This is a genomic window from Pseudomonas sp. NFX5 (assembly GCF_049132125.1).
Lineage (GTDB): Bacteria > Pseudomonadota > Gammaproteobacteria > Pseudomonadales > Pseudomonadaceae > Aquipseudomonas > Aquipseudomonas marginalis.
This window is the reverse complement of the sequence record NZ_JAFMZG010000024.1, coordinates 1-22160: the sequence shown is the minus strand read 5'-3', so window position 1 is coordinate 22160 and position 22160 is coordinate 1. Positions and strand designations below refer to the sequence as shown.

The window sequence follows — 22160 nt, the reverse complement described above, 5'->3', positions numbered from 1 at the left end:
ATGCCACTCGGTAGTGGCACCCATGAGGATAAGAAAATGGCTACGACCACCCTTGGGGTCAAACTCGACGACCCGACCCGCGAACGCCTCAAGGCGGCCGCGACCTCCATTGATCGCACGCCGCACTGGCTGATCAAGCAGGCGATTTTCAATTACCTGGAGAAACTCGAGGGTGGTGCAACCCTGACCGAGCTCAACGGCTTGAGCAGCAAGGACGCTGACGACGCAGGCGAAGTCCAGAGCGACCACGCCCACCAGTGCTTCCTTGAGTTCGCCGAGAGCATCCTGCCGCAATCCGTACTGCGCGCTTCGATCACCGCCGCTTACCGTCGCCCCGAGCCGGAAGTGGTGCCGATGCTGATCGAACAGGCCCGCCTGCCGGTGCAAATGGCCGAAGCCACCAACAAGCTCGCCGCTTCGATTGCGGAAAAATTGCGCAATCAGAAGAGTGCCGGCGGCCGTGCCGGGATTGTCCAGGGCCTGCTGCAGGAATTCTCGCTGTCGTCCCAGGAAGGCGTAGCCCTGATGTGCCTGGCCGAAGCACTGCTGCGGATCCCGGACAAAGGCACCCGCGACGCGCTGATCCGCGACAAGATCAGCACCGGCAACTGGCATCCGCACCTGGGCAACAGCCCGTCGCTGTTCGTCAACGCCGCTACCTGGGGCCTGCTGCTGACCGGCAAACTGGTCGCTACCCATAACGAAGCCGGCCTCACCTCATCCCTGAGCCGCATCATCGGCAAGAGCGGCGAGCCAATGATCCGCAAGGGCGTCGACATGGCCATGCGCCTGATGGGCGAGCAGTTCGTGACCGGCGAAACCATCGCCGAAGCCCTGGCCAACGCGAGCAAATTCGAAGCCAAGGGTTTCCGCTATTCCTACGACATGCTCGGTGAAGCCGCCCTCACCGAACACGACGCGCAGAAATACCTGGCCTCGTACGAGCAAGCCATTCACTCCATCGGCAAAGCCTCCCACGGCCGTGGGATTTATGAAGGCCCGGGCATCTCCATCAAGCTGTCGGCCCTGCACCCGCGTTACAGCCGTGCGCAGTACGAACGTGTGATGGATGAGCTGTACCCGCGCCTGCTGTCCCTGACCCTGCTGGCCAAGCAATACGATATCGGCCTGAACATCGACGCCGAAGAAGCCGACCGCCTGGAACTGTCGCTGGATCTGCTCGAGCGCCTGTGCTTCGAACCGCAGCTGACCGGCTGGAACGGCATTGGCTTCGTGATCCAGGCCTACCAGAAGCGTTGCCCGTATGTGATCGACTACGTCATCGACCTGGCACGCCGCAGCCGCCATCGCCTGATGATCCGCCTGGTAAAAGGCGCGTACTGGGACAGCGAGATCAAGCGCGCCCAGGTCGAAGGCCTGGAAGGCTACCCGGTGTATACCCGCAAGGTGTACACCGACGTTTCCTACATTGCCTGTGCACGCAAGCTGCTGTCGGTACCGGAAGTCATCTACCCGCAGTTCGCTACGCACAACGCCCATACCTTGTCGGCGATTTACCATATCGCCGGTCAGAACTATTACCCCGGCCAGTATGAATTCCAATGCCTGCACGGCATGGGTGAACCGCTGTACGAGCAGGTAGTAGGCAAGGTTTCCGAAGGCAAGCTGAACCGTCCGTGCCGCGTGTACGCACCGGTCGGCACTCACGAAACACTGCTGGCTTACCTGGTGCGTCGCCTGCTGGAAAACGGCGCCAACACCTCGTTCGTCAACCGCATCGCCGACCAGTCCATCTCGATCCAGGAGCTGGTGGCCGATCCAGTGGCCAGCATCGAGCAGATGGCGACGCTGGAAGGCGGCTTCGGCCTGCCGCACCCGCGTATCCCGCTGCCCCGTGACCTGTACGGCAGCGACCGTGCCAACTCGGCCGGTATCGACCTGGCCAACGAACACCGCCTGGCATCGCTGTCCTGCGCCCTGCTGGCCACCGCGCACAACAACTGGAAGGCCGCGCCGATGCTCGGTTGCGCCGCCAGCGATCAAGCGGCGGCACCGGTATTGAACCCGTCCGACCTGCGTGACGTGGTCGGTCACGTGCAAGAAGCCACCGTCGAAGACGTCGACAACGCGATCCAGTGCGCCATCAGCGCCGGCCCGATCTGGCAGGCCACCCCGCCCGCCGAACGCGCCGCGATCCTGGAACGTGCCGCCGACCTGATGGAAGGCGAGATCCAGCCGCTGATGGGCCTGCTGGCCCGCGAAGCCGGCAAGACCTTCGCCAACGCCATCGCCGAAGTACGTGAGGCCGTGGACTTCCTGCGCTACTACGCGGTACAGGCGCGCAACGACTTCACCAATGACGCCCACCGCCCACTGGGTCCGGTGGTGTGCATCAGCCCGTGGAACTTCCCGCTGGCGATTTTCAGTGGGCAAGTGGCTGCCGCACTGGCCGCCGGTAACCCGGTACTGGCCAAGCCAGCCGAACAAACCCCGCTGGTGGCTGCACAAGCCGTGCGCATCCTGCTCGAAGCCGGTATTCCCCAAGGCGTGCTGCAATTGCTGCCGGGCCAGGGCGAAAGCGTCGGTGCCCGTCTGGTGGGTGATGATCGCGTCAAGGGCGTGATGTTCACCGGCTCCACAGAAGTCGCGCGGCTGCTGCAACGCAATGTCGCCGGGCGCCTGGATGCCCAGGGCCGTCCGATTCCGCTGATCGCCGAGACCGGCGGCCAGAACGCAATGATCGTCGACTCCTCGGCACTCACCGAACAGGTGGTCATCGACGTGGTGTCCTCGGCCTTCGACAGCGCCGGTCAACGTTGCTCGGCCCTGCGTGTGTTGTGCCTGCAGGAAGATTCGGCAGACCGCGTGATCGAAATGCTCAAGGGCGCCATGGCTGAATGCCGCCTGGGCAACCCGGAGCGCCTGTCGGTGGACATCGGCCCGGTGATCGACGCCGAAGCCAAGGCCGGCATCGAGAAACACATCCAGGCCATGCGAGACAAAGGCCGCAATGTGTACCAGGTGGCGATTGCCGACGGTGAAGAAATCAAGCGCGGTACCTTCGTGATGCCCACCCTGATCGAGCTGGAAAGCTTCGACGAGCTGCAACGGGAGATCTTCGGCCCGGTGCTGCACGTGGTGCGCTACAAGCGCAAGGAGATCGACCAGCTTATCGGCCAGATCAACGCATCCGGCTATGGCCTGACCCTGGGCGTACACACCCGTATCGACGAGACCATCGCCAAGGTGATCGACAACGTCAATGCCGGTAACGTCTACGTCAACCGCAACATTGTCGGTGCCGTGGTCGGCGTGCAGCCGTTCGGCGGCGAAGGCCTGTCGGGCACAGGCCCGAAAGCCGGTGGCCCGCTGTACCTGTACCGCTTGCTGTCGACCCGTCCTACCGATGCGATCGAGCAATCCTTCGTACGTGGCGACAAGCTGGCGGCACCGGACGTACGTCTGCGTGATGCCATGAGCCAACCGCTGACCGCCCTGAAAACCTGGGCCGACAGCAATAAGTTCAGCGAGCTGAGTGCGCTGTGCAGCCAGTTCGCCGCGCAGTCCCAAAGCGGAATCACCCGTCAGTTGGCCGGCCCGACCGGCGAGCGCAACAGCTACGCCATCCTGCCCCGCGAGCACGTACTGTGCCTGGCGGACGTGGAAGGCGATCTGTTGACTCAACTGGCGGCGGTATTGGCCGTCGGCGGTTCGGCGGTGTGGCCGGAAACCGACCTGACCAAGGCCGTGTTCCCACGGTTGCCGAAGGAGATTCAGGCGAAAATCAAGCGCGTGGCCGACTGGACCAAGGACGAGGTGGTGTTTGACGCCGTCCTGCACCACGGCGATTCCGACCAACTGCGTGGGGTGTGCCAGCAAGTGGCGCAGCGTGGCGGGGCGATTGTCGGGGTACATGGTTTGTCTCAGGGCGAAACATCCATTGCCTTGGAGCGCCTGGTGATCGAGCGTGCGTTGAGCGTTAACACCGCGGCTGCCGGCGGTAATGCCAGCCTGATGACCATCGGCTAACTGAATGTGGGAGGGGGCTTGCCCCCTCCCACATTTGATCACATTTCAATTCCCCTCCCCGCGTTCTGCCTCTTCATCACCCAGATCAATCTTGCTATCCAGTCTTTATTCGCGCACTTAGACTCAGGCCAATTCCTCCAAAGGTAAGCCGCCATGTCCGAGACGCTGCTCAGTTCCCGCAATCTGGCTTTCGAGCTGTACGAAGTCCTCGATGCCGAGGGCCTGACCCAGCGCGAGCGGTTTGCCGAGCACAATCGCGAAACGTTCGATGCCGCGATCAGCACGGCGCGCAGCATCGCCGAAAAGCACTTCGCCCCCCACAACCGTAAGAACGACGAAAACGAACCGCGCTACGAAAACGGCGCAGCCATCCTGATTCCGGAAGTCAAACCGGCGGTGGATGCGTTCCTGGAAGCCGGCTTCCTCAATGCGGCCCGCAGCTTCGAAGCCGGTGGCATGCAGTTGCCGACCCTGCTGTCCCAGGCCTGCTTCGCTCACTTCCAATCCGCCAACGCGGCCTCGACGTCCTACCCGTTCCTGACCATGGGCGCCGCCAACCTGATCGAAAGCTTCGGCACCGAGGAGCAAAAACAGCGCTTCCTGCAACCGATGATCGAAGGCCGCTTCTTCGGCACCATGGCCCTGACCGAGCCCCACGCCGGCTCATCGCTGTCGGATATTCGTACCCGCGCCGAGCCCGCGGCTGACGGCAGCTATCGCCTCAAAGGCAACAAGATCTTCATCTCCGGCGGCGACCACCCGCTGTCGGAAAACATCGTGCACATGGTGCTGGCCAAGCTGCCGGACGCGCCCGCTGGGGTGAAGGGCATTTCGCTGTTTATCGTGCCCAAGTTCCTGGTCAACGACGACGGCAGCCTCGGCGCGCGCAACGACGTGCTGCTGGCCGGGCTGTTTCATAAGATGGGCTGGCGTGGCACCACGTCCACGGCACTGAATTTCGGCGATAACGGCAACTGCGTCGGCTATCTGGTGGGTAAACCGCACCAAGGCCTGAGCTGCATGTTCCAGATGATGAACGAGGCACGCATCGGTGTCGGCATGGGCGCGGTGATGCTCGGTTACGCCGGCTATCTCTATTCGCTGGAATACGCCCGCGAACGCCCGCAAGGCCGCTTGCCCGACAGCAAGGACCCAGGCACCGCGCCGGTCTCGATCATCCAGCACGCCGATATCAAGCGCATGCTGCTGACGCAAAAAGCCTACGTCGAAGGTGCCTTTGACCTGGGCCTGTACGCCGCGCGGCTGTTCGATGACACCACCACACTGGAAACCGAGGCCGAACGCAAACAGGCCCATGAACTGCTGGACCTGCTCACCCCCATCGTCAAATCCTGGCCCTCGGAGTTCTGCCTCAAGGCCAACGAACTGGCGATCCAGATCCTCGGCGGCCACGGTTATACCCGCGAATACCCGGTGGAGCAGTACTACCGCGACAACCGCCTGAACCCGATCCACGAGGGCACCCATGGCATCCAGTCCCTGGACCTGCTGGGGCGCAAGCTGGCGCAGAACGGCGGCGCGGGCCTGAAGCAACTGATCCGGCTGATCGCCGACACGGGCGCGCGGGCACAGGAATATCCAGGCCTGACGGCATTGAGAGAGCCGCTGGAGCACCTGGTCAGCCGCCTGCAAAGCGTGACCATCGGCCTGCTGACGGATCTCGCCCAGGGCAAGGTCAACAGCAGCCTGGCGAACTCGGCGCTGTACCTGAAGGTATTCGGGCATACGGTGATTGGCTGGCGCTGGCTGGAACAGGCGATTCGCGCCGAAGAAGGGCTGACCAAGGGCAATGGGGCCGATGTCGCCTTCTATAAAGGCAAGCTCCAGGCCGCCCGGTACTTCCTGACTTGGGAGATTCCGGGCTGCCATCATGAACTGGTGATTCTGGAGGCACGGGATGATACGTGCCTGGGGATGCAGGATGAGTGGTTCTAGGGCTGGATCGCCTTGGAAATCACCTCGACCGTGGCGCTGACTTGCTCTTGGTAACGGTCGAGTTCCTGCTGGTGAGCCTGCTGCATTTCGATCTGCTCGGCGCACAGGTTCAGCGCCGCCAGCACCAGTAGCTTGTCACCGATCAGGGTCGGGTACTTTTTCTTGGTGGTGGCCAGGGAGGCCTTGAGCATGGTCACGGCGTGCATCAGGGTTTTATCTTCCCCGGCCGGGGCCTTGATCGAGTAATCCTCTCCGAGAATCGAAACGACCTTTATGCCTTCATTCATGCGCTGACAGGGCCTGCGCTCACGCGCTCAACCAGCGCCTGGATCCGCGCTGCGGTGGCGCCGTGCTTTTCTTCCTGCTCCATCAGGTTCAGTTGCAGGCTGTCGTTCTCATCCTTGGCGCGAGCCAGTTCGGCCTTGAGGGATTCGTTGCTGCCCAGTAGCTCCTGATTCTGCTGTACCAGGTCGCTGACCAGTTGTTCCAGTTGGCTGAGGGATGCTTCTAACATTTTGATTTCTCGGGCTTTTTCAAAGGGCGGTGACGATAAAGAAAATTCACCTCGGATGCCAGGGTTATCCCTGGCGCGCAGCCCGTTTTCAAGGGCCGGGCCACGCTTTCGAGCCTTAGTGACTGCATTTCCCCCATCTGGTTCCTGAATCCGCGCAACCCCTCGTCAGATGCGACAAAAACGCACAGCCCCCTCTAGACTTTAGTCGTACGCCCGATAGAGAGGCACACCCCGTCTCATGACCGCACGGATTGCGCCTCTCCCAGGATTTCCGCATGTCGCTTCGTAATATGAATATCGCTCCGAGGGCCTTCCTCGGCTTCGCGTTTATTGGCGCGTTGATGTTGTTTCTAGGCGTGTTCGCCCTGAACCAGATGAGCAAGATCCGTGGCGCCACCGAAGACATCACCCTGTCCAGCGTGCCAAGCATCCGTGCCCTGGATGAGTTCACCCAACTGACCCTGCGCCTGCGCGTGCTGTCTTACCGCTTGCTGACCAACCGCGAGCCGGATGTGCAGCAAAAGACCCTGGAAGCCTTCGAACTGCGCAACCAGCAGATTCGCGCCGCCCAGGGCGTCTACGAGAAACTGATCGAAAGCAGCGAAGAACGTAGCACCTACAACGAATATGTAAGCCTGCTGGGCCAGTACCATCAGATTGAAGAGCGCATGAAGAGCCTGTCACGGGCCAACCAGGTGGATGAGCTGCGCAGCCTGCTTAACACCGAATTGCTGAGCAACTCCGAGCAGGTCAACGCCGTGCTGACGCGCCTGCTGGACCTCAATAACAAGATGGCCCTGGCCACCAATCAGGAGGCCGAAGACCAGTACAACGCGGCCTTCAACCTGGTCGTGGGCCTGCTGGTGATCGCCACGCTGCTGACCCTGCTGTTTGCCTGGCTGCTGACCCGCAGCATCACCCTGCCGATTTCACAGGCACTGGAAGCGGCGGAAGAAGTCGCCGAAGGCAACCTGACACGGCCGATCAAAGTCGACGGCAACGATGAAGCCGGGCGCCTGCTCGCCGCCATGGCCAAGATGCAGGACAAACTGCGCGACACCCTGCAACGCATCGCCGGCTCCGCCACCCAACTGGCTTCCGCCGCCGAGGAACTGAACGCCGTCACCGACGAAAGTGCCCGTGGCCTGACCCGGCAAAACAACGAAATCGAGCAAGCCGCCACCGCCGTCAACGAGATGACCAGCGCCGTGGAAGAAGTCGCACGCAATGCGGTGAGCACCTCGGAAGCCTCGCGCAACGCCACCACGTCTGCTGGCGACGGCCGCGACCTGGTGCAGGAAACCGTCAGCGCCATCGAGCGCATGAGCGGCGATGTGCAGGCTACCGCCACCCTGATCGGCGAACTGGCCAATGAGTCGCGCGATATCGGCAAAGTGCTGGACGTGATTCGCGGCCTGGCCGACCAGACAAATTTGCTGGCCCTGAACGCGGCGATTGAAGCCGCACGCGCCGGTGAAGCCGGTCGCGGGTTCGCGGTGGTCGCCGATGAAGTACGGGCCCTGGCCCATCGCACCCAGCAGTCCACCAGCGAGATCGAGCGGATGATCGGCAGTATCCAGGCCGGCACCGAGCACGCGGTGGACTCGATGCGCAACAGTACCGAACGGGCGGAGTCGACGCTGAACATCGCCAAAGGCGCCGGGATGTCGCTGGACACCATCAACATGGCGATTGTCGAGATCAACGAGCGCAACCTGGTGATCGCCAGCGCGGCGGAAGAACAGGCGCAGGTGGCGCGGGAAGTGGACCGCAACCTGGTGAACATTCGTGATCTGTCGGTGCAATCCGCTACGGGCGCCAGTCAGACCAGCGCCGCGAGCAGCGAATTGTCACGCCTGGCGGTAGACCTGAACGGGATGGTAGGCCGCTTCCGCCTCTAACGCCCTGCACTGGCTTGAAATGTGGGAGGGGGCTTGCTCCCGATAGCGGTGGATCAGTTAAAGACAAGCTGACTGACATACCGCCATCGGGGGCAAGCCCCCTCCCACATTCAGATCTGCGCCCGACGTTAAAAGCTTTTTGACAGCACCGCAATTCAACAGGTTAGAATCCCTGGCACGCAGACTGCATGGTCAGTTTGCGTCCCGTCTTGTTTGCCCATGGAGTACTGCCTTTGAATGCGACGACCATCAACAGCCTGTTCTTGATCGGCGCGTTGCTGGTGAGTGCGAGCATTCTGGTGAGTTCTCTTTCCTCGCGCCTGGGTATCCCGATCCTGGTGATCATCCTGGCCGTGGGCATGGTGGCCGGCGTCGATGGCGGCGGCATCATTTTCGACAATTACCCGACTGCCTACCTGGTGGGCAACCTCGCGCTGGCAGTGATCCTGCTCGACGGCGGTTTGCGTACACGGGTGGCGAGTTTCCGCGTGGCACTCTGGCCGGCATTGTCCCTGGCCACCGTGGGGGTGTTGATTACCACCGGCCTCACCGGCATGGCGGCGGCCTGGCTGTTTGACCTGAATATTATCCAGGGCCTGCTGATCGGTGCGATTGTCGGCTCGACCGACGCCGCAGCGGTGTTCTCGCTGCTGGGCGGCAAGGGCCTGAACGAACGGGTGACCGCCAGCCTCGAGATCGAATCCGGCAGTAACGACCCGATGGCGGTGTTCCTCACCGTCACCCTGATCGACATGCTCGCCAGCGGCCAGACCGGCCTGCACTGGAGCCTGCTGACCCACCTGGTGCGCGAGTTCGGCATCGGTGGCATCGTCGGCCTCGGCGGCGGCTGGTTGATGCTGCAAATGGTCAACCGCATCAACCTGGCCACCGGCCTGTACCCGATCCTGGTGATCGCCGGCGGCCTGTTCGTGTTCGCCCTGACCAACGCCTTCCATGGCAGCGGCTTCCTCGCCGTGTACCTGTGCGGCCTGGTGATCGGCAATCGCCCGGTGCGTAGCCGTCATGGCATTTTGCATATGCTCGACGGCATGGCCTGGCTCGCGCAGATCGGTATGTTCCTGGTGCTGGGCCTGCTGGTCACGCCTCATGATTTGCTGCCGATTGCCCTGCCGGCCCTGGGCCTGGCGCTGTGGATGATCCTGTTTGCGCGGCCGCTGTCGGTGATGGTCGGCCTGCTGCCGTTCAAAGCCTTCCATGGCCGCGAAAAGGCCTTTATCGCCTGGGTCGGCCTGCGCGGCGCGGTGCCGATCATCCTGGCAGTGTTCCCGTTGATGGCCGGCCTGCCCCATGCGCAGCTGTACTTCAACCTGGCGTTCTTTATCGTGCTGGTGTCGCTGCTGGTACAGGGCACCAGCCTGCCGTGGGTGGCCAAGCTGCTCAAAGTGACCGTTCCGCCGGACCCGGCGCCGATCTCCCGCGCAGCCCTGGAAGTGCACGTCACCAGCGAGTGGGAGCTGTTCGTCTACCGCCTCGGCGCAGAAAAATGGTGCATCGGCGCGGCCCTGCGTGAGCTGAAAATGCCCGAAGGCACGCGCATCGCGGCCCTGTTCCGTGGCCAGCAACTGCTCCATCCGTCGGGTAGTACGGTGCTGGAAGTCGGCGATCTGCTCTGTGTGATCGGCCATGAACACAACCTGCCGGCCCTGGGCAAACTGTTCAGCCAGGCACCGCAACGCGGCCTCGATTTGCGCTTCTTCGGCGACTTCGTCCTCGAAGGCGACGCCCAGCTGGGCGCGGTTTCGGCGCTGTATGGCCTCAAGCTCGAAGGGATCGACCCGGACATGCCGCTGAGCCGCTTCATCACCCAGAAAGTCGGCGGCGCGCCGGTAGTGGGCGACCAGGTGGAGTGGAACAACACCATCTGGACCGTCGCGGTCATGGACGGGAACAAGATTGGCAAAGTCGGCGTCAGATTCCCCGAAGGAAGTCGCCCGGGCCCCGGACTCTTCCTCTAAACTGCGGGGCGACAGCACGCCCCCGATTCTTCACCTTGCTCGATCGGTCTCTATGCCAACCCTGCGCACTTTTCTCGCCACTGCCCTGCTGGGCCTGACCCTTTGTGTCGGCAGCGTCTACGCCGCCGACCCGCCCAGCGCCGACGCCATCCAGCAAACCCTGGACAAGCTGCCGGATCGCAAACTGCCCGACGCCGACATGAAGGCGCTGCAGTCGATCCTGCAACAGACCCTGACCTACCTGGGCAACAAGCAGGATTACGAGCAGCGCCTGGTCGACCTCAAGCGCCAGCTGGAAGACGCGCCGCGCCAGACCAGCGAGAACCAGCGCGAACTGACCCGACTCAAGGCCACCAAGGTCATTCCGGTGGCCCAACGCTACGCCACCCTGCCGGTGCCGCAGCTTGAGCAACTGCTGGTGCAGCGCAGCACCCAGCAAGGCGACCTGCAAAAGGAACTGGCCGACGCCAACAGCCTGACCATCGCCGCCCAGACCCGTCCCGAGCGCGCCCAGACCGAAATCAGCAGCAGCCAGACGCGTATCCAGCAGATCAATGCCACCCTCAAGGCCGGCAAGGACAATGGCAAAGCCCTCAGCGGCGACCAGCGCAACCAACTGAATGCCGAACTGGCCTCCCTGAATGCCCTGATCCCCCTGCGCCGCCAGGAGCTGGCCGGCAACAGCCAGCTGCAGGACCTGGGCAACAGCCAGCACGACCTGATCCAGGAAAAAACCGCGCGCCTGGAACAGGAGATCCAGGACCTGCAAACCCTGATCAACCAGAAGCGCCTGGCCCAGTCCCAGCAGACCGTCACCCAACAGTCCATCGAAGCGCAGAAAGCCGGCGGCAGCAGCCTGCTGGCCACGGAAAGCGCGGCCAACCTGAAGCTGTCCGACTACCTGCTCAAGAGCACCGACCGCCTCAACGACCTGACCCAGAAGAACCTGCAGACCAAGCAACAGCTGGACACCGTGACCCAGAGCGATTCGGCCCTGGACGAGCAGATCAATGTGCTCAAGGGCAGCCTGCTCCTGTCGAAGATTCTGTATAAGCAGAAACAAGCGTTGCCCCGCCTGACGGTGGACCGCGACCTGGCGGACGATATCGCCAACATTCGCCTGTACCAGTTCGAGGTCAACCAACAGCGCGAGCTGATCAGCTCCCCCAGCACCTATGTGGATAACCTGCTGGCCAACCAGCCGCCGGCCGACGTCACCCCGCAACTGCGGCGCACCCTGCTGGAACTGGCGATCACCCGCAGCGACTTGCTGGAGCGCCTGAGCCGCGAGCTGAGCGCGCTGCTCAACGAATCCATCACCCTGCAACTGAACCAGAAACAACTGCTCAGCACCGCCACCACCCTGCGCGCGACGCTCGATGAACAGATGTTCTGGATCCCCAGCAACAAGCCGCTGGACACCGAGTGGCTGGAAACCGTGCCGGCGCACCTGAGCAAGCAGGTCACCACCCTGCCCTGGGCCTCCAGCGTCAGCGAGCTGTACGACGGCCTGACCCAGCGTCCGCTGCTGTTTTTGCCGTTGCTGCTGCTGATCGGTGCCCTGTTGTGGCGCCGCAACGCGCTGTACGCGCGCCTGAAAAGAGTCCACCTGGACATCGGCCACTTCAAACGCGACAGCCAATGGCACACGCCCCAGGCGATCCTGGTGAATATCCTGTTGGCGATGCCGGTAGCACTGGGCCTGGCGCTGTGCGGCTACGCACTGCAAATAGATGCCCGTGGACAAAACGCCAACCTCGGCGCGGCCCTGTTGCAGATTGCCCAGGCGTGGCTGGTGTTCTACACCGCCTACCGCATCCTGGCGCCGGGTGGCGTGGCCGAGTTGCACTTCCGCTGGGAAAAGCCCCAGGTCGAATTCCTCCAGGGCTGGGTGCGCAAGCTCGGGCTGGTGGTGCTGGCCCTGGTGGCCGTGGTGGCGATTGCCGAGCATCAACCGGCGGCGCTGGCCGACGACGTGCTGGGCATTGGGGTGGTCCTGACCTGCTACGCCCTGATGGCCTGGCTGCTGGGACGCCTGCTGCTGCACAGCCCGACCCACGAAAAAGCCTCGCTGTTCCGCAAAGCCGTGGGCCTGCTGTTTACCGCCCTGCCTATCGCGCTGTTCATTGCCGTGTGCTTTGGCTACTACTACACCGCCCTCAAGCTCAGCGACCGGCTGATCAACACCCTGTACCTGCTGATGTTCTGGCTGGTCATCGAAGCCACCTTCGTCCGCGGCCTGGGCGTTGCCGCCCGACGCCTGGCCTATTCCCGCGCCCTGGCCAAACGCCAGGCCGCCAAGGAAGCCGGCGAAGGCGAAGCGGTGATCGAAGAGCCGACCCTGGATATCGAACAGGTCAACGAACAATCGATGCGCCTGATCCGCCTGGCGCTGCTCGGCGGCTTTATCGCGGCGCTGTACTGGGTATGGTCGGACCTGATCTCGGTATTTTCCTACCTGGACAACGTCACCCTGTACGAATACACCAGCGGCACCGGTGCCAATATCAGCATGGTGCCGATCAGCATCGGCGACCTGCTCGGCGCGCTGATCATCATCGGCATCACCTTTGCCCTGGCGCGCAACCTGCCCGGCCTGCTGGAAGTGCTGGTGCTGTCCAAGCTGGACCTGGCCCAGGGCAGTGCCTACGCCACGACCACCTTGCTGTCCTACATCATTGCCGGCGTGGGCTTTGTCTCGACCCTGTCCACCCTCGGCGTGAGCTGGGACAAGTTGCAATGGCTGGTGGCCGCGCTGTCGGTGGGCTTGGGCTTCGGCATGCAGGAGATCTTCGCCAACTTTATCTCCGGCATCATGATCCTGTTCGAGCGCCCGGTGCGGATCGGCGACACCATCACCATCGGCAACCTGTCGGGCACGGTAAGCAAGATCCGCATCCGCGCCACCACCATCACCGACTTCGACCGCAAGGACATCATCGTCCCGAACAAGACGTTCATTACCGGGCAACTGATCAACTGGTCGCTGACCGACACCATCACCCGTGTGACCCTCAAGCTGGGCGTGGACTACGGCTCCGACCTGGACCTGGTGAAGGAATTGTTGCTCAAGGCCGCGCGAGAAAACCCAAGGGTGTTGAAGGAACCGGAACCCCATGTGTACTTCCTCAACTTCGGCGAAAGCACCCTCGACCACGAACTGCGCATGCACGTGCGCGACCTCGGTGACCGCAACCCGGTGATCGACGAAGTGAACCGCTTTATCAACCGCGAGTTCAAGAACCACCACATCAACATCTCGTTCCGGCAGATGGAGGTGTACCTGAAAAACCTCCACGGCCAGGAGTACAAGCTGGTGCCGGTGGAGGACGAGAAGAGAACCATCGTCGGACCGGCCGAAGCGCAAGATGTGCCGGAGCCGCCGGACGGCAAAGTGGCGGATGCACCCGAGCCACCACCCAGCAAACTCGACTAAACGCCCTATCCCCAGCAGAATGCTCGGACATTCTGCTGGAGATGGCCGGTGAAAGCCCTCGACGAACTGACCTTCGACAACCGCTTCGCACGCCTGGGCGACGCGTTCTCAACCCACGTACTGCCCGAGCCCCTCGACGAACCGCGCCTGGTGGTGGCAAGCAATGCCGCCATGGCCCTGCTCGACCTCGACCCTGCCGTGGCGCAAACGCCGGTGTTCGCCGAGCTGTTCAGCGGCCATAAGCTGTGGGCCGAAGCCGAGCCGCGGGCAATGGTCTACTCCGGGCACCAGTTCGGCGGCTACACCCCGCAGCTGGGCGATGGTCGGGGATTGCTGCTGGGCGAGGTATACAACGAGGCCGGCGAGCATTGGGACCTGCACCTCAAGGGTGCCGGGATGACGCCCTACTCGCGCATGGGCGACGGCCGCGCGGTGCTGCGCTCGTCGATTCGGGAGTTCCTGGCCTCCGAAGCGCTGCATGCACTGGGCATCCCCAGCAGCCGTGCGTTGTGTGTGATCGGCTCCAGCACCCCGGTCTGGCGTGAGAAGCAGGAACGTGGGGCGATGGTGCTGCGCCTGGCCCGCAGCCATATCCGCTTTGGCCATTTCGAGTACTTCTACTACACCAAAAAGCCCGAACAGCAGGCCGAGCTGGCCGATCACGTGCTGAACCTGCACTACCCGGCGTGCCGCGAACAGCCCGAGCCGTACCTGGCGATGTTCCGTGAAATCGTCGAGCGCAATGCCGAGATGATCGCCAAATGGCAGGCCTATGGTTTCTGCCACGGCGTGATGAACACCGACAACATGTCGATCCTCGGCATCACCTTCGACTTCGGGCCGTTTGCGTTTCTCGACGACTTTGATGCGCACTTCATCTGCAATCACTCGGACCATGAAGGACGCTACTCCTTCAGCAACCAGGTACCCATCGGCCAGTGGAACCTCAGCGCGCTGGCCCAGGCGCTCACGCCATTTATCAGCGTCGATGCCTTGAAAGAAGCCCTTGGCCTGTACCTGCCGCTGTACCAGGCCCACTACCTGGACCTGATGCGCCGCCGACTGGGGCTGACCACTGCCGAAGACGACGACCAGAAGCTGGTGGAACGGTTGCTGAAGCTGATGCAGAACAGCGGCGTGGATTACACGCTGTTCTTCCGGCGACTTGGGGATGAATCCGCAGCGATGGCGGTGGCGAAGCTGCGCGATGACTTTGTCGACCTCGCCGGGTTCGATGCCTGGGCCGAGCTGTACACGGCCCGTGTTGCGCGGGATGGGGATTACAGCGAAGAGCAGCGCCGTGAGCGGATGCATGCAGTGAACCCGCTGTACATCCTGCGCAACTACCTCGCACAGAACGCTATCGCCGCCGCCGAATCAGGCGACTACAGCGAAGTGCAGCGACTGCATGAGGTGCTTTCCAAACCGTTCGAGGAGCAAGCTGGGATGGAACAGTACGCGCAGCGACCGCCGGATTGGGGCAAGCATTTGGAGATCAGTTGTTCGTCGTGATACGCGCCATGCCCACGGTTAGATGAACAGGTCGACCGGCACCTTGAAAAAATCCGCCAGCCAACGAATCTGTCGCACGTTCAGCTGGCGTTTTCCACTGAGGATTTCCGAGACCACCGATTGAGCGCCAACACCCGGCAAATCACTCTGAGTCAGGCCATGCTCCTGCATCATTGATCGCAATACGTCGACACCGCTCGCCTCAGGCATCGGCCAATGCTCCAGGTCATAAGCCTCGACCCAGTCACCGATGATATCGACAACGCCCATCAACGGATGGGCTTCGTCATCCCCGACGATATCCAGTAATTCGTCGAGCGCCTCCACCAACACATCGTAGTCAGCCTCGGTTTTGGGCTTGCGCAGCAGCGGTGATACGAATTGCCAGTGCTCGGCGACCTGCTCGATCAATACACTCATTTTCAATCACTCCTTCCATTTACCCTTGTCGTATTCCCGATGGTCCAGCACATGCCGAATATAAAGCCGCTGCATTCGGTAGCGCACAATCGCAATGAGCCGTAGCTTGTTACCACCGATGTTGAAGACGTGTAATGCCCCCACCTTATCCACTGCAGGAAAAATCAATTTCAACGCCGCGAAGTCCTCAGGATTGAGGACTTTGACTTTCCGATACCACTCATCCAAAGCAGTGGCTGAATGAGGCCACTTCAACTTGGCACTTCGGATTTGTTTCGCACTGATTACACGCATGCAACATCCCTATCGCATATTGCTATGAAGGTTAAACCCGAACGCCGACTATCGCAATTTGCTATGGCGCCGAACGGACCGATGGTGCTATTTCGAACAAGCACTTCCAGCCTAGATAGGCATGCGCCAATCGACATTTGCGAATCTGTTAGCACATGCGTCGTCACCCCCGAGCTTGATAAAGCTGATGCCTGACTCCAGATAGGGAGCATTGGCCACATCCACGGAGCCCACCATGTCCGAACCTCTCGTTATCCCCTGCCCCCATTGCAACGGCCTCAACCGCATCCCCGCAGAACGCCTGGGTGATACGCCCAAGTGCGGGCGCTGCAAGCAACCGGTTCTACTGGGCAAGCCTTTCGAGCTGAAACAAGGTGACTACGCCAGTCAGATCAAGGGCGACCTGCCGCTGCTGGTGGACGTGTGGGCCGATTGGTGTGGACCATGCAAGTCGTTTGCGCCGGTGTTTGAACAGGCGGCCGGGCAGCTGGAAGGCAAGTGCAGGCTGGCCAAGCTGGACAGCGAGGCCAATCCGCAGCTGTCGGCACAATTGGGGATTCGTTCGATCCCCAGTCTGATTCTGTTCAAGAACGGCCGCGAAGTGGCGCGCCAGAGCGGAGCGTTTCCGTTGCCGCAGCTGATGAGCTGGTTGCGTAGCCAGGGGGTGTAATCGGACCTGGAGAACAATGCAGGACAGTGTGGGAGGGGCTTGTCCCCTCCCACAGAGGTTTTGTGTCGCCAGCAAAATCAGGCGTTTTCCAGCAGGTTATGCAGCTCCACGAATTGCAGTGTGAGCTTGTGCCGTGGATCCAGGTGGATCAGCGGCTTGTTCTCCTGGTGCGACTCGCGCATGCGCACCGAGCTGGCCAGGTACACCGGCAACACCGGCAAGCCCTCGGCAATCAACTCATCGAGCATTTGCTGCGGCAGGCTCGCCCGCGCCTGGAACTGGTTGACCACGATGCCTTCCACTTCGAGGCCTTCGTTGTGGTCTTCCTTCAATTCTTCGATTTCAGCCAGCAGGCCATACAGGGCCTGGCGCGAGAAGCTGTCGCAATCGAAGGGGATCAACACACGATCAGCGGCAATCAGCGCAGAAACCGCATAAAAGTTCAGGGCTGGCGGGGTATCCAGGTAGATCCGATCGTAATCTTCGCCCAGCTCATCGAGCAGCTTTCGCAGCTTGTTGATCTTGTGCTTGGCCTCAAGCTTGGGCTGCAGGTCCGCGAGTTCGGCGGTGGCGGTAATGACGTGCAGGTTGTCGAAGGGGGTTTCGTAGATATCGACCTTGTTCTTCTTCGAAAACGGCCCGGAAGACAGGGTTTGCTTGAAAAAGTCCGCGATCCCCATGGGGATGTCGTCGCCAGTCAGCCCCGTCAGGTATTGGGTTGAATTGGCCTGTGCATCGAGGTCCACCAACAGGGTTCGATAGCCTTCGCTGGCGCTGACCGCCGCCAGGTTGCAGGCGATGCTCGACTTGCCAACACCGCCTTTTTGATTGAACACCACGCGCCGCATGGAAAAACCTCCGTGTATCAATGAATGTCCGAGTGTAGAGGGCAAAAGCGCCTGTTAGCTACCTCGTTCATCGATGCATTGCTGCATTGCATCGGGTCTGTCATATGTCGCGTACAAATGAAAAGGAAGTGTCCGACGATCCAAGTTGCCCCTCGTTGAAGGACAATCTGTAAACCTTCCCGACTTATTTGTAATCGGCCTTGCACAATTCTTTACCAAAGTTTGCTAGAACCCCGCAGCACCGGGATAATGCGCGCCACTCGGCGATTGCTCCTTGTCCCGGTATTCGGGGCCAAAAGCCGCACATGGAAGCCCGCAGGGGCGGGATAACTTCTCAGTGATCAACTTCAACATCGCCCAATGGCGCGCCTGGGCCCCCGGCCTGGAAAGCGCGGACGACTGGCACGCCTGGTGCCAGGCCCCGGTGTTGCTGCCTGCCAGCGATGCCTCGCCCGACGTGTCGTTCCTGCCAGCCATGCAGCGCCGCCGCCTGAGCCGCCTGGCGCGCATGGCGTTCAGCGTAGGCTGGCCGCTGGCCGACGGCCTGCAAGACCTGCCGCTGGTGTTTGTTTCCCGGCATGGCGAAACCCCGCGCACCCTCGACATCCTCAGCGACCTGGCCAACGACCAGCCGCTGTCGCCGACCCAATTCAGCCTGTCGGTGCACAACGCGGTGATTGGCCTGTGGTCGATCCTGCGCAATGAAACCAGCGAAATGACAGCCCTCGCCGCCGCCGGCGATGGCCTGGAGCACGGCATGCTCGAAGCCGCGGCCCTGCTCAACGAAGGCGCTCCGGCGGTATTGCTGGTCATCACCGAAGAACAGCCGCCCGAGGCCTACGCCAGTTGGATCGTTGACGTGCCGTTTCCCTACGCCCTCGGCCTGCTGCTGACGCCAGGCGACGAGTGGCAACTGGAACTCAGCGCCGGCACTGTCCAACCCACTCAAACCCAGTGGCCCCACGCCCTGAACCTGCTGCGCACCCTGCTTACCGAACAGGGCGCCTGCCAACATGCCTGGAAGAACCGTGTATGGAACTGGCAACGCAAGTCGTGAACGATAAGCCACGGGATGCCTACTACTGGCGCCTGTTCGCCACTGCCGCGAGCTTCTTCGTGTTCGGCGTCGGCGGGTTGTGCCTGCGTTTGCTGGTCTTTCCCCTGCTCAGCTGCCTGCCGGGCAACGTAGAAAGGCACCAGCGCCGCGCCCGCCATACCATCAGCAAGCTGTTCTGGTTCTTTATCCGCCTGATGCAACGCGCCGGCGTGCTGACCTACAGCGTCGAAGGCGCCGAAAGGCTCGGCCAGCCGGGCCAGATGATCATCGCCAACCACCCTTCGCTGATCGACGTGGTGTTCCTGATCGGCCTGATGCGCCAGACCAATTGCGTGATCAAGCAGAGCCTGTTTCAAAACCCGTTCACCCGTGGCCCGGTGCGCGACGCGGGTTACATAAGCAACGACGGCAGCGCAGACATGCTCGACGCCGCCGCTGACGCCCTGCGCAACGGCCAGACGCTGATCATCTTTCCCGAAGGCACCCGCACCACCCCCGGCGTGGCGCCCGCCTTTCATCGCGGGGCCGCCGCCATTGCCCTGCGCGGTGCGACAATCATCACCCCGGTAGTGATCAAGGTCAGCCCCACCACTCTGACCAAGGCAGAACCCTGGTATCGCATCCCTAAATGCCGTTTTCACTTCAGTTTGCGCGTGGGGGCCGATATAGAACCACAGGCGTTCGCAACACTGGGGCCCGCGCCCCAGGCCTCACGCAAGCTCAACGATTACCTGCACCATTATTTCATTAAGGAGCTCGCCGAAGATGAGCGACCAACACCGCCTTGAGCACGATATAAAGCTGTTGATCATCGAGGCCCTGGGCCTGGAAGACATCAGCGCCGATGACATCGGCAGCGACCAAACCCTGTTCGGCGAAGGCCTGGGCCTGGATTCGGTAGACGCCCTGGAATTGGGCCTGGCGATCCAGAAAACGTACGGCATCAAGATCGATGCCGACGCCAAGGACACCCGCAATCACTTCACCAACGTGGCCAGCCTTGCGGCGTTCGTCACGGCCAGACAGGCAGCTTGAGACCGGACCATGCAAACTCGTGACGATATTTTCAACACCCTGCGCGATGCCTTGGTGGAACTGTTTGAACTGCCCCCGGAGCGCGTCACCCTCGACGCCAACCTGTATCAGGACCTGGAGATCGACAGCATCGATGCCGTGGACCTGATCGACCATATCAAGCGCCAGACCGGCAAGAAGATCGCCGCCGAAGAGTTCAAGGCCGTGCGCACCGTCAACGACGTGGTTGAGGCGGTGTACCGTCTGGTCCAGCCTGCCGCATGAGCCGGCTGATCGGCCTTGGCCTGTTATTGGCGGGGCTGTTGTACCCGTTTGCGGTGTATTACGGCACCGAGCACTTTGCGCCCTGGCAATTCGGCCTGCTGCTGGGCAGCCTGTGGCTGCTGCGCGCGGTCACGGGTGCGGCGCGCCCCGGCAGCCGCTGGATGGCGTTGGCGGTGATCGTGTTTTGCCTGGCCCTGGCCTGGTTCGACAACCCGCACCTGTTGCGCTGGTACCCGAGCCTGGTCAGTGCGTTCATGTTGGCGCTGTTCGGCCTGAGCCTGAAATACGGCCCGCCGATGGTGGAGCGTCTGGCGCGCATGACCGACCCGGTGCTGCCGCCGCACGCGATCGTGTATACGCGCCAGGTCACCGTGGCGTGGTGCGTGTTTTTTCTGTGTAATGGCCTGCTCGCCGCCGCCCTCACCCTATGGGCGCCGTTGAGCTGGTGGACGTTGTACAACGGCTTGATTGCCTACGGGCTGATGGGGCTGTTGTTTGCCGTGGAATGGCTGGTACGACAAAGGGTTCGAGGCCGCGTATGAATGGGTTGAATCTTGAGCACCTGTTGCTCGAGCCGCTGGAACAGCGTTTGGTGACCACCGAACCTGCGATGAATCACGCCCAGCTGTGGGAGCACTCCCTGAGCCTGGCCGCCGGGCTGCAAGCCCGTGGCATCCAGCGCCTGGCCCTGCACCTGGAAGACGCCGGCCTGCTGGCGATTGCACTGCTGGGCGCCTGGCGCGCCGGGGCCAGCGTACTGCTGCCCGCCGATCTGCAACCCCAGACCCGCCAACGCTGGGACACGGTTGTCGACGCCTGGCTGACTGAAGCGGCAGACCTGGACGCGCTGTATCAAGCACCGTTGAGCCCGGCTGCCCTCGACCTGGACACCTGCCAACTGAGCCTGTGCACCTCCGGCTCCAGCGGCGAACCCAAGCGCATCGACAAGACCCTGCGCCAGTTGGCCAATGAGGTCCAGGCCCTGGAAGCGCTGTGGGGTTCAGACCTGAAAGACGCCTGCATCATCGGCAGTGTCGCCACCCAGCACATCTACGGTTTGCTGTTCCGCGTGCTGTGGCCGCTGTGCGCCGGGCGCAGCTTTGTGCGCCGCCAGCTGGCGTTTCCGGAAGACATGCAACGCGCCAGCCGCGAACACCCGCAATTCGCCTGGGTCGCCAGCCCGGCGCTGCTCAAGCGCATGGGCGACAACCTCGACTGGCCGGCGCTGAGCCAGGTATCGCGGGTATTTTCGTCGGGTGGTGCCCTGCCCATCGAGGCGGCCGGCAGTCTTTACGAGCGCTTGCAGCAATGGCCGACCGAGATCCTCGGCAGCTCGGAAACCGGCGGCATCGCCTGGCGCCAGGGCGCGCAACCCTGGCAGCCGTTCGCCGATGTACACCTGAGCCAGGACGCCGACGGTGCCCTGCGCATCGCCTCGCCATACTTGCCCGTCGGGCACATAGAACAAACCGCTGACGCGGCGCGCATCCATGCCGATGGTCGCTTCGAGCTGCTCGGGCGCCTGGACCGTATCGTCAAGCTGGAAGAAAAACGCATCTCCCTGCCCATGCTTGAGCAGGCGCTGATGGCCCACCCGTGGGTCGCCGAAACGCGCCTGGGGGTGGTGCAGGAAAACCGCGCCTCCCTCGGCGCGCTGGTGGTGCTGAGTGCCGACGGCCTGCACGCCTTGCGCAACCAGGGCCGACGGACTGTCACCCAGACCCTGCGCCAGCATTTGAGCCAGCATTGCGAAGCCCTGGCGCTGCCACGTCGCTGGCGGCTGCTGCGCCAGCTGCCGCTGAATGCCCAGGGCAAACTGCCCCAGGCCGATGTGGCCGCGTTGCTGCTGGCGCCCCGGCCCAAGGCGCCGGAAGTGCTGGAGCAAGTCGAAGTCGATGGCGAATGGACCTTGCAACTGAGCGTGCCGCCAGACCTGGCCTATTTCAGCGGCCACTTCCCGGTCACTCCGGTATTGCCCGGCGTGGTCCAGGTGGAGTGGGCGTTCAACCTCGGCCAACAACTGCTCGATCTGCCCGCCACCTTTGCCGGCATGGAAGTGCTCAAGTTCCAGCAACTGGTGCGCCCCGGCGACCGTATCGAACTGCACCTGCGCTTTGACCAGGAACGCGGCAAGTTGTATTTCGCCTACCGCAACGGCGTCGCCGCCTGCTCCAGCGGCCGCATCCAATTGGAAGCGGCCCATGCATAAGCTTTTGTGGCGAGCGGGCTTGCCCCGCGTTGGGCTGCGTAGCGGCCCCAAAACCTGCGCCGGAGGTCTGTCTGACAC

Annotated in this window: 18 protein-coding genes and 1 pseudogene; 14 read left to right on the top strand and 5 right to left on the bottom strand. The window is 62.3% G+C overall.

What is annotated here, in order from left to right; translation table 11 throughout:
- The first annotated feature begins 36 nt into the window (after nt 1-36).
- Entirely contained in the window at nt 37-3990 is a 3954-nt protein-coding gene (putA, locus tag J1N02_RS15880) for a trifunctional transcriptional regulator/proline dehydrogenase/L-glutamate gamma-semialdehyde dehydrogenase (protein WP_098480497.1), read from the top strand.
- A 153-nt stretch (nt 3991-4143) separates the two neighbouring features.
- Nucleotides 4144-5946 carry an acyl-CoA dehydrogenase gene (locus J1N02_RS15875; RefSeq protein WP_098480498.1) on the top strand — a complete coding sequence of 601 codons (1803 nt, stop codon included), beginning with the start codon at nt 4144-4146 and terminating at the stop codon, nt 5944-5946.
- Here J1N02_RS15875 and J1N02_RS15870 read toward each other — a convergent pair.
- Together J1N02_RS15870 and J1N02_RS15865 are read right to left on the bottom strand one after the other, a co-directional pair.
- A complete protein-coding gene (locus J1N02_RS15870; protein WP_017526490.1) occupies nt 5943-6233 on the bottom strand; it encodes a cell division protein ZapA in 291 nt (96 codons plus the stop codon). The two genes, J1N02_RS15875 and J1N02_RS15870, sit on opposite strands and share 4 nt — an antisense overlap.
- Nucleotides 6230-6460 (bottom strand): hypothetical protein, encoded by a 231-nt coding sequence (locus J1N02_RS15865; RefSeq protein ID WP_003187970.1) that lies wholly within the window; start codon nt 6458-6460, stop codon nt 6230-6232. The genes J1N02_RS15870 and J1N02_RS15865 overlap by 4 nt, the downstream gene beginning before the upstream one ends.
- Nucleotides 6461-6735: 275 nt before the next feature.
- On the opposite strand from J1N02_RS15865, the pseudogene J1N02_RS15860 reads away from it, so the two are divergent.
- From J1N02_RS15860 to selO, 5 genes and pseudogenes are all read left to right on the top strand, one after another.
- A pseudogene (locus tag J1N02_RS15860) lies at nt 6736-7506 on the top strand (MCP four helix bundle domain-containing protein); the annotation flags it as partial.
- The gene (locus J1N02_RS15855) at nt 7489-8361 is read left to right on the top strand and encodes a methyl-accepting chemotaxis protein (protein ID WP_371914547.1); all 873 of its coding nucleotides are present in this window, start codon (nt 7489-7491) and stop codon (nt 8359-8361) included. The pseudogene J1N02_RS15860 and the gene J1N02_RS15855, both read left to right, overlap by 18 nt.
- Before the next feature lie 233 nt (nt 8362-8594).
- Nucleotides 8595-10337 (top strand): potassium/proton antiporter, encoded by a 1743-nt coding sequence (locus tag J1N02_RS15850; protein ID WP_027604969.1) that lies wholly within the window; start codon nt 8595-8597, stop codon nt 10335-10337.
- 52 nt (nt 10338-10389) lie between these two features.
- A complete protein-coding gene (mscK, locus tag J1N02_RS15845) occupies nt 10390-13773 on the top strand; it encodes a mechanosensitive channel MscK (RefSeq protein ID WP_141156559.1) in 3384 nt (1127 codons plus the stop codon).
- A gap of 48 nt (nt 13774-13821) precedes the next feature.
- Nucleotides 13822-15285, top strand: a complete 1464-nt coding sequence (gene selO / locus J1N02_RS15840; protein ID WP_421147481.1) for a protein adenylyltransferase SelO — start codon at nt 13822-13824, stop codon at nt 15283-15285.
- 18 nt (nt 15286-15303) lie between these two features.
- On the opposite strand, the gene J1N02_RS15835 is transcribed toward selO, so the two are convergent.
- Both J1N02_RS15835 and J1N02_RS15830 read right to left on the bottom strand, forming a co-directional pair.
- The gene (locus tag J1N02_RS15835; protein WP_027604972.1) at nt 15304-15705 is read right to left on the bottom strand and encodes a helix-turn-helix domain-containing protein; all 402 of its coding nucleotides are present in this window, start codon (nt 15703-15705) and stop codon (nt 15304-15306) included.
- Between the two features lie 6 nt (nt 15706-15711).
- Nucleotides 15712-15999, bottom strand: a complete 288-nt coding sequence (locus J1N02_RS15830) for a type II toxin-antitoxin system HigB family toxin (protein WP_027604973.1) — start codon at nt 15997-15999, stop codon at nt 15712-15714.
- Nucleotides 16000-16234: 235 nt separating this feature from the next.
- On the opposite strand from J1N02_RS15830, the gene trxC reads away from it, so the two are divergent.
- A complete protein-coding gene (trxC, locus tag J1N02_RS15825; RefSeq protein ID WP_421147480.1) occupies nt 16235-16669 on the top strand; it encodes a thioredoxin TrxC in 435 nt (144 codons plus the stop codon).
- 77 nt (nt 16670-16746) lie between these two features.
- On the opposite strand, the gene J1N02_RS15820 is transcribed toward trxC, so the two are convergent.
- On the bottom strand, nt 16747-17517 hold the full coding sequence (locus tag J1N02_RS15820; protein WP_027604975.1) for a ParA family protein: 771 nt from the start codon (nt 17515-17517) through the stop codon (nt 16747-16749).
- Between the two features lie 337 nt (nt 17518-17854).
- Here J1N02_RS15820 and J1N02_RS15815 point away from each other — a divergent pair, with 337 nt between their 5' ends.
- The 6 genes from J1N02_RS15815 to J1N02_RS15790 are packed head-to-tail and all read left to right on the top strand — an operon-like array spanning nt 17855 to nt 22082.
- Nucleotides 17855-18574 carry a beta-ketoacyl synthase chain length factor gene (locus J1N02_RS15815; RefSeq protein ID WP_027604976.1) on the top strand — a complete coding sequence of 240 codons (720 nt, stop codon included), beginning with the start codon at nt 17855-17857 and terminating at the stop codon, nt 18572-18574.
- Nucleotides 18550-19362 (top strand): lysophospholipid acyltransferase family protein, encoded by an 813-nt coding sequence (locus J1N02_RS15810; protein ID WP_027604977.1) that lies wholly within the window; start codon nt 18550-18552, stop codon nt 19360-19362. Before J1N02_RS15815 ends, J1N02_RS15810 begins: the two co-directional genes overlap by 25 nt.
- Complete coding sequence (locus J1N02_RS15805) at nt 19340-19609, top strand: phosphopantetheine-binding protein (RefSeq protein ID WP_027604978.1); 270 nt, start codon at nt 19340-19342, stop codon at nt 19607-19609. Before J1N02_RS15810 ends, J1N02_RS15805 begins: the two co-directional genes overlap by 23 nt.
- 9 nt (nt 19610-19618) lie before the next feature.
- Nucleotides 19619-19873, top strand: coding sequence for an acyl carrier protein (locus J1N02_RS15800; RefSeq protein ID WP_003187949.1), 255 nt, complete (start codon nt 19619-19621; stop codon nt 19871-19873).
- Nucleotides 19870-20415: a hypothetical protein gene (locus tag J1N02_RS15795; RefSeq protein ID WP_421147479.1), complete on the top strand. Its 546-nt coding sequence runs from the start codon at nt 19870-19872 to the stop codon at nt 20413-20415. Before J1N02_RS15800 ends, J1N02_RS15795 begins: the two co-directional genes overlap by 4 nt.
- A complete protein-coding gene (locus tag J1N02_RS15790) occupies nt 20412-22082 on the top strand; it encodes an AMP-binding protein (protein WP_368961404.1) in 1671 nt (556 codons plus the stop codon). Before J1N02_RS15795 ends, J1N02_RS15790 begins: the two co-directional genes overlap by 4 nt.
- Nucleotides 22083-22160: the final 78 nt, after the last annotated feature.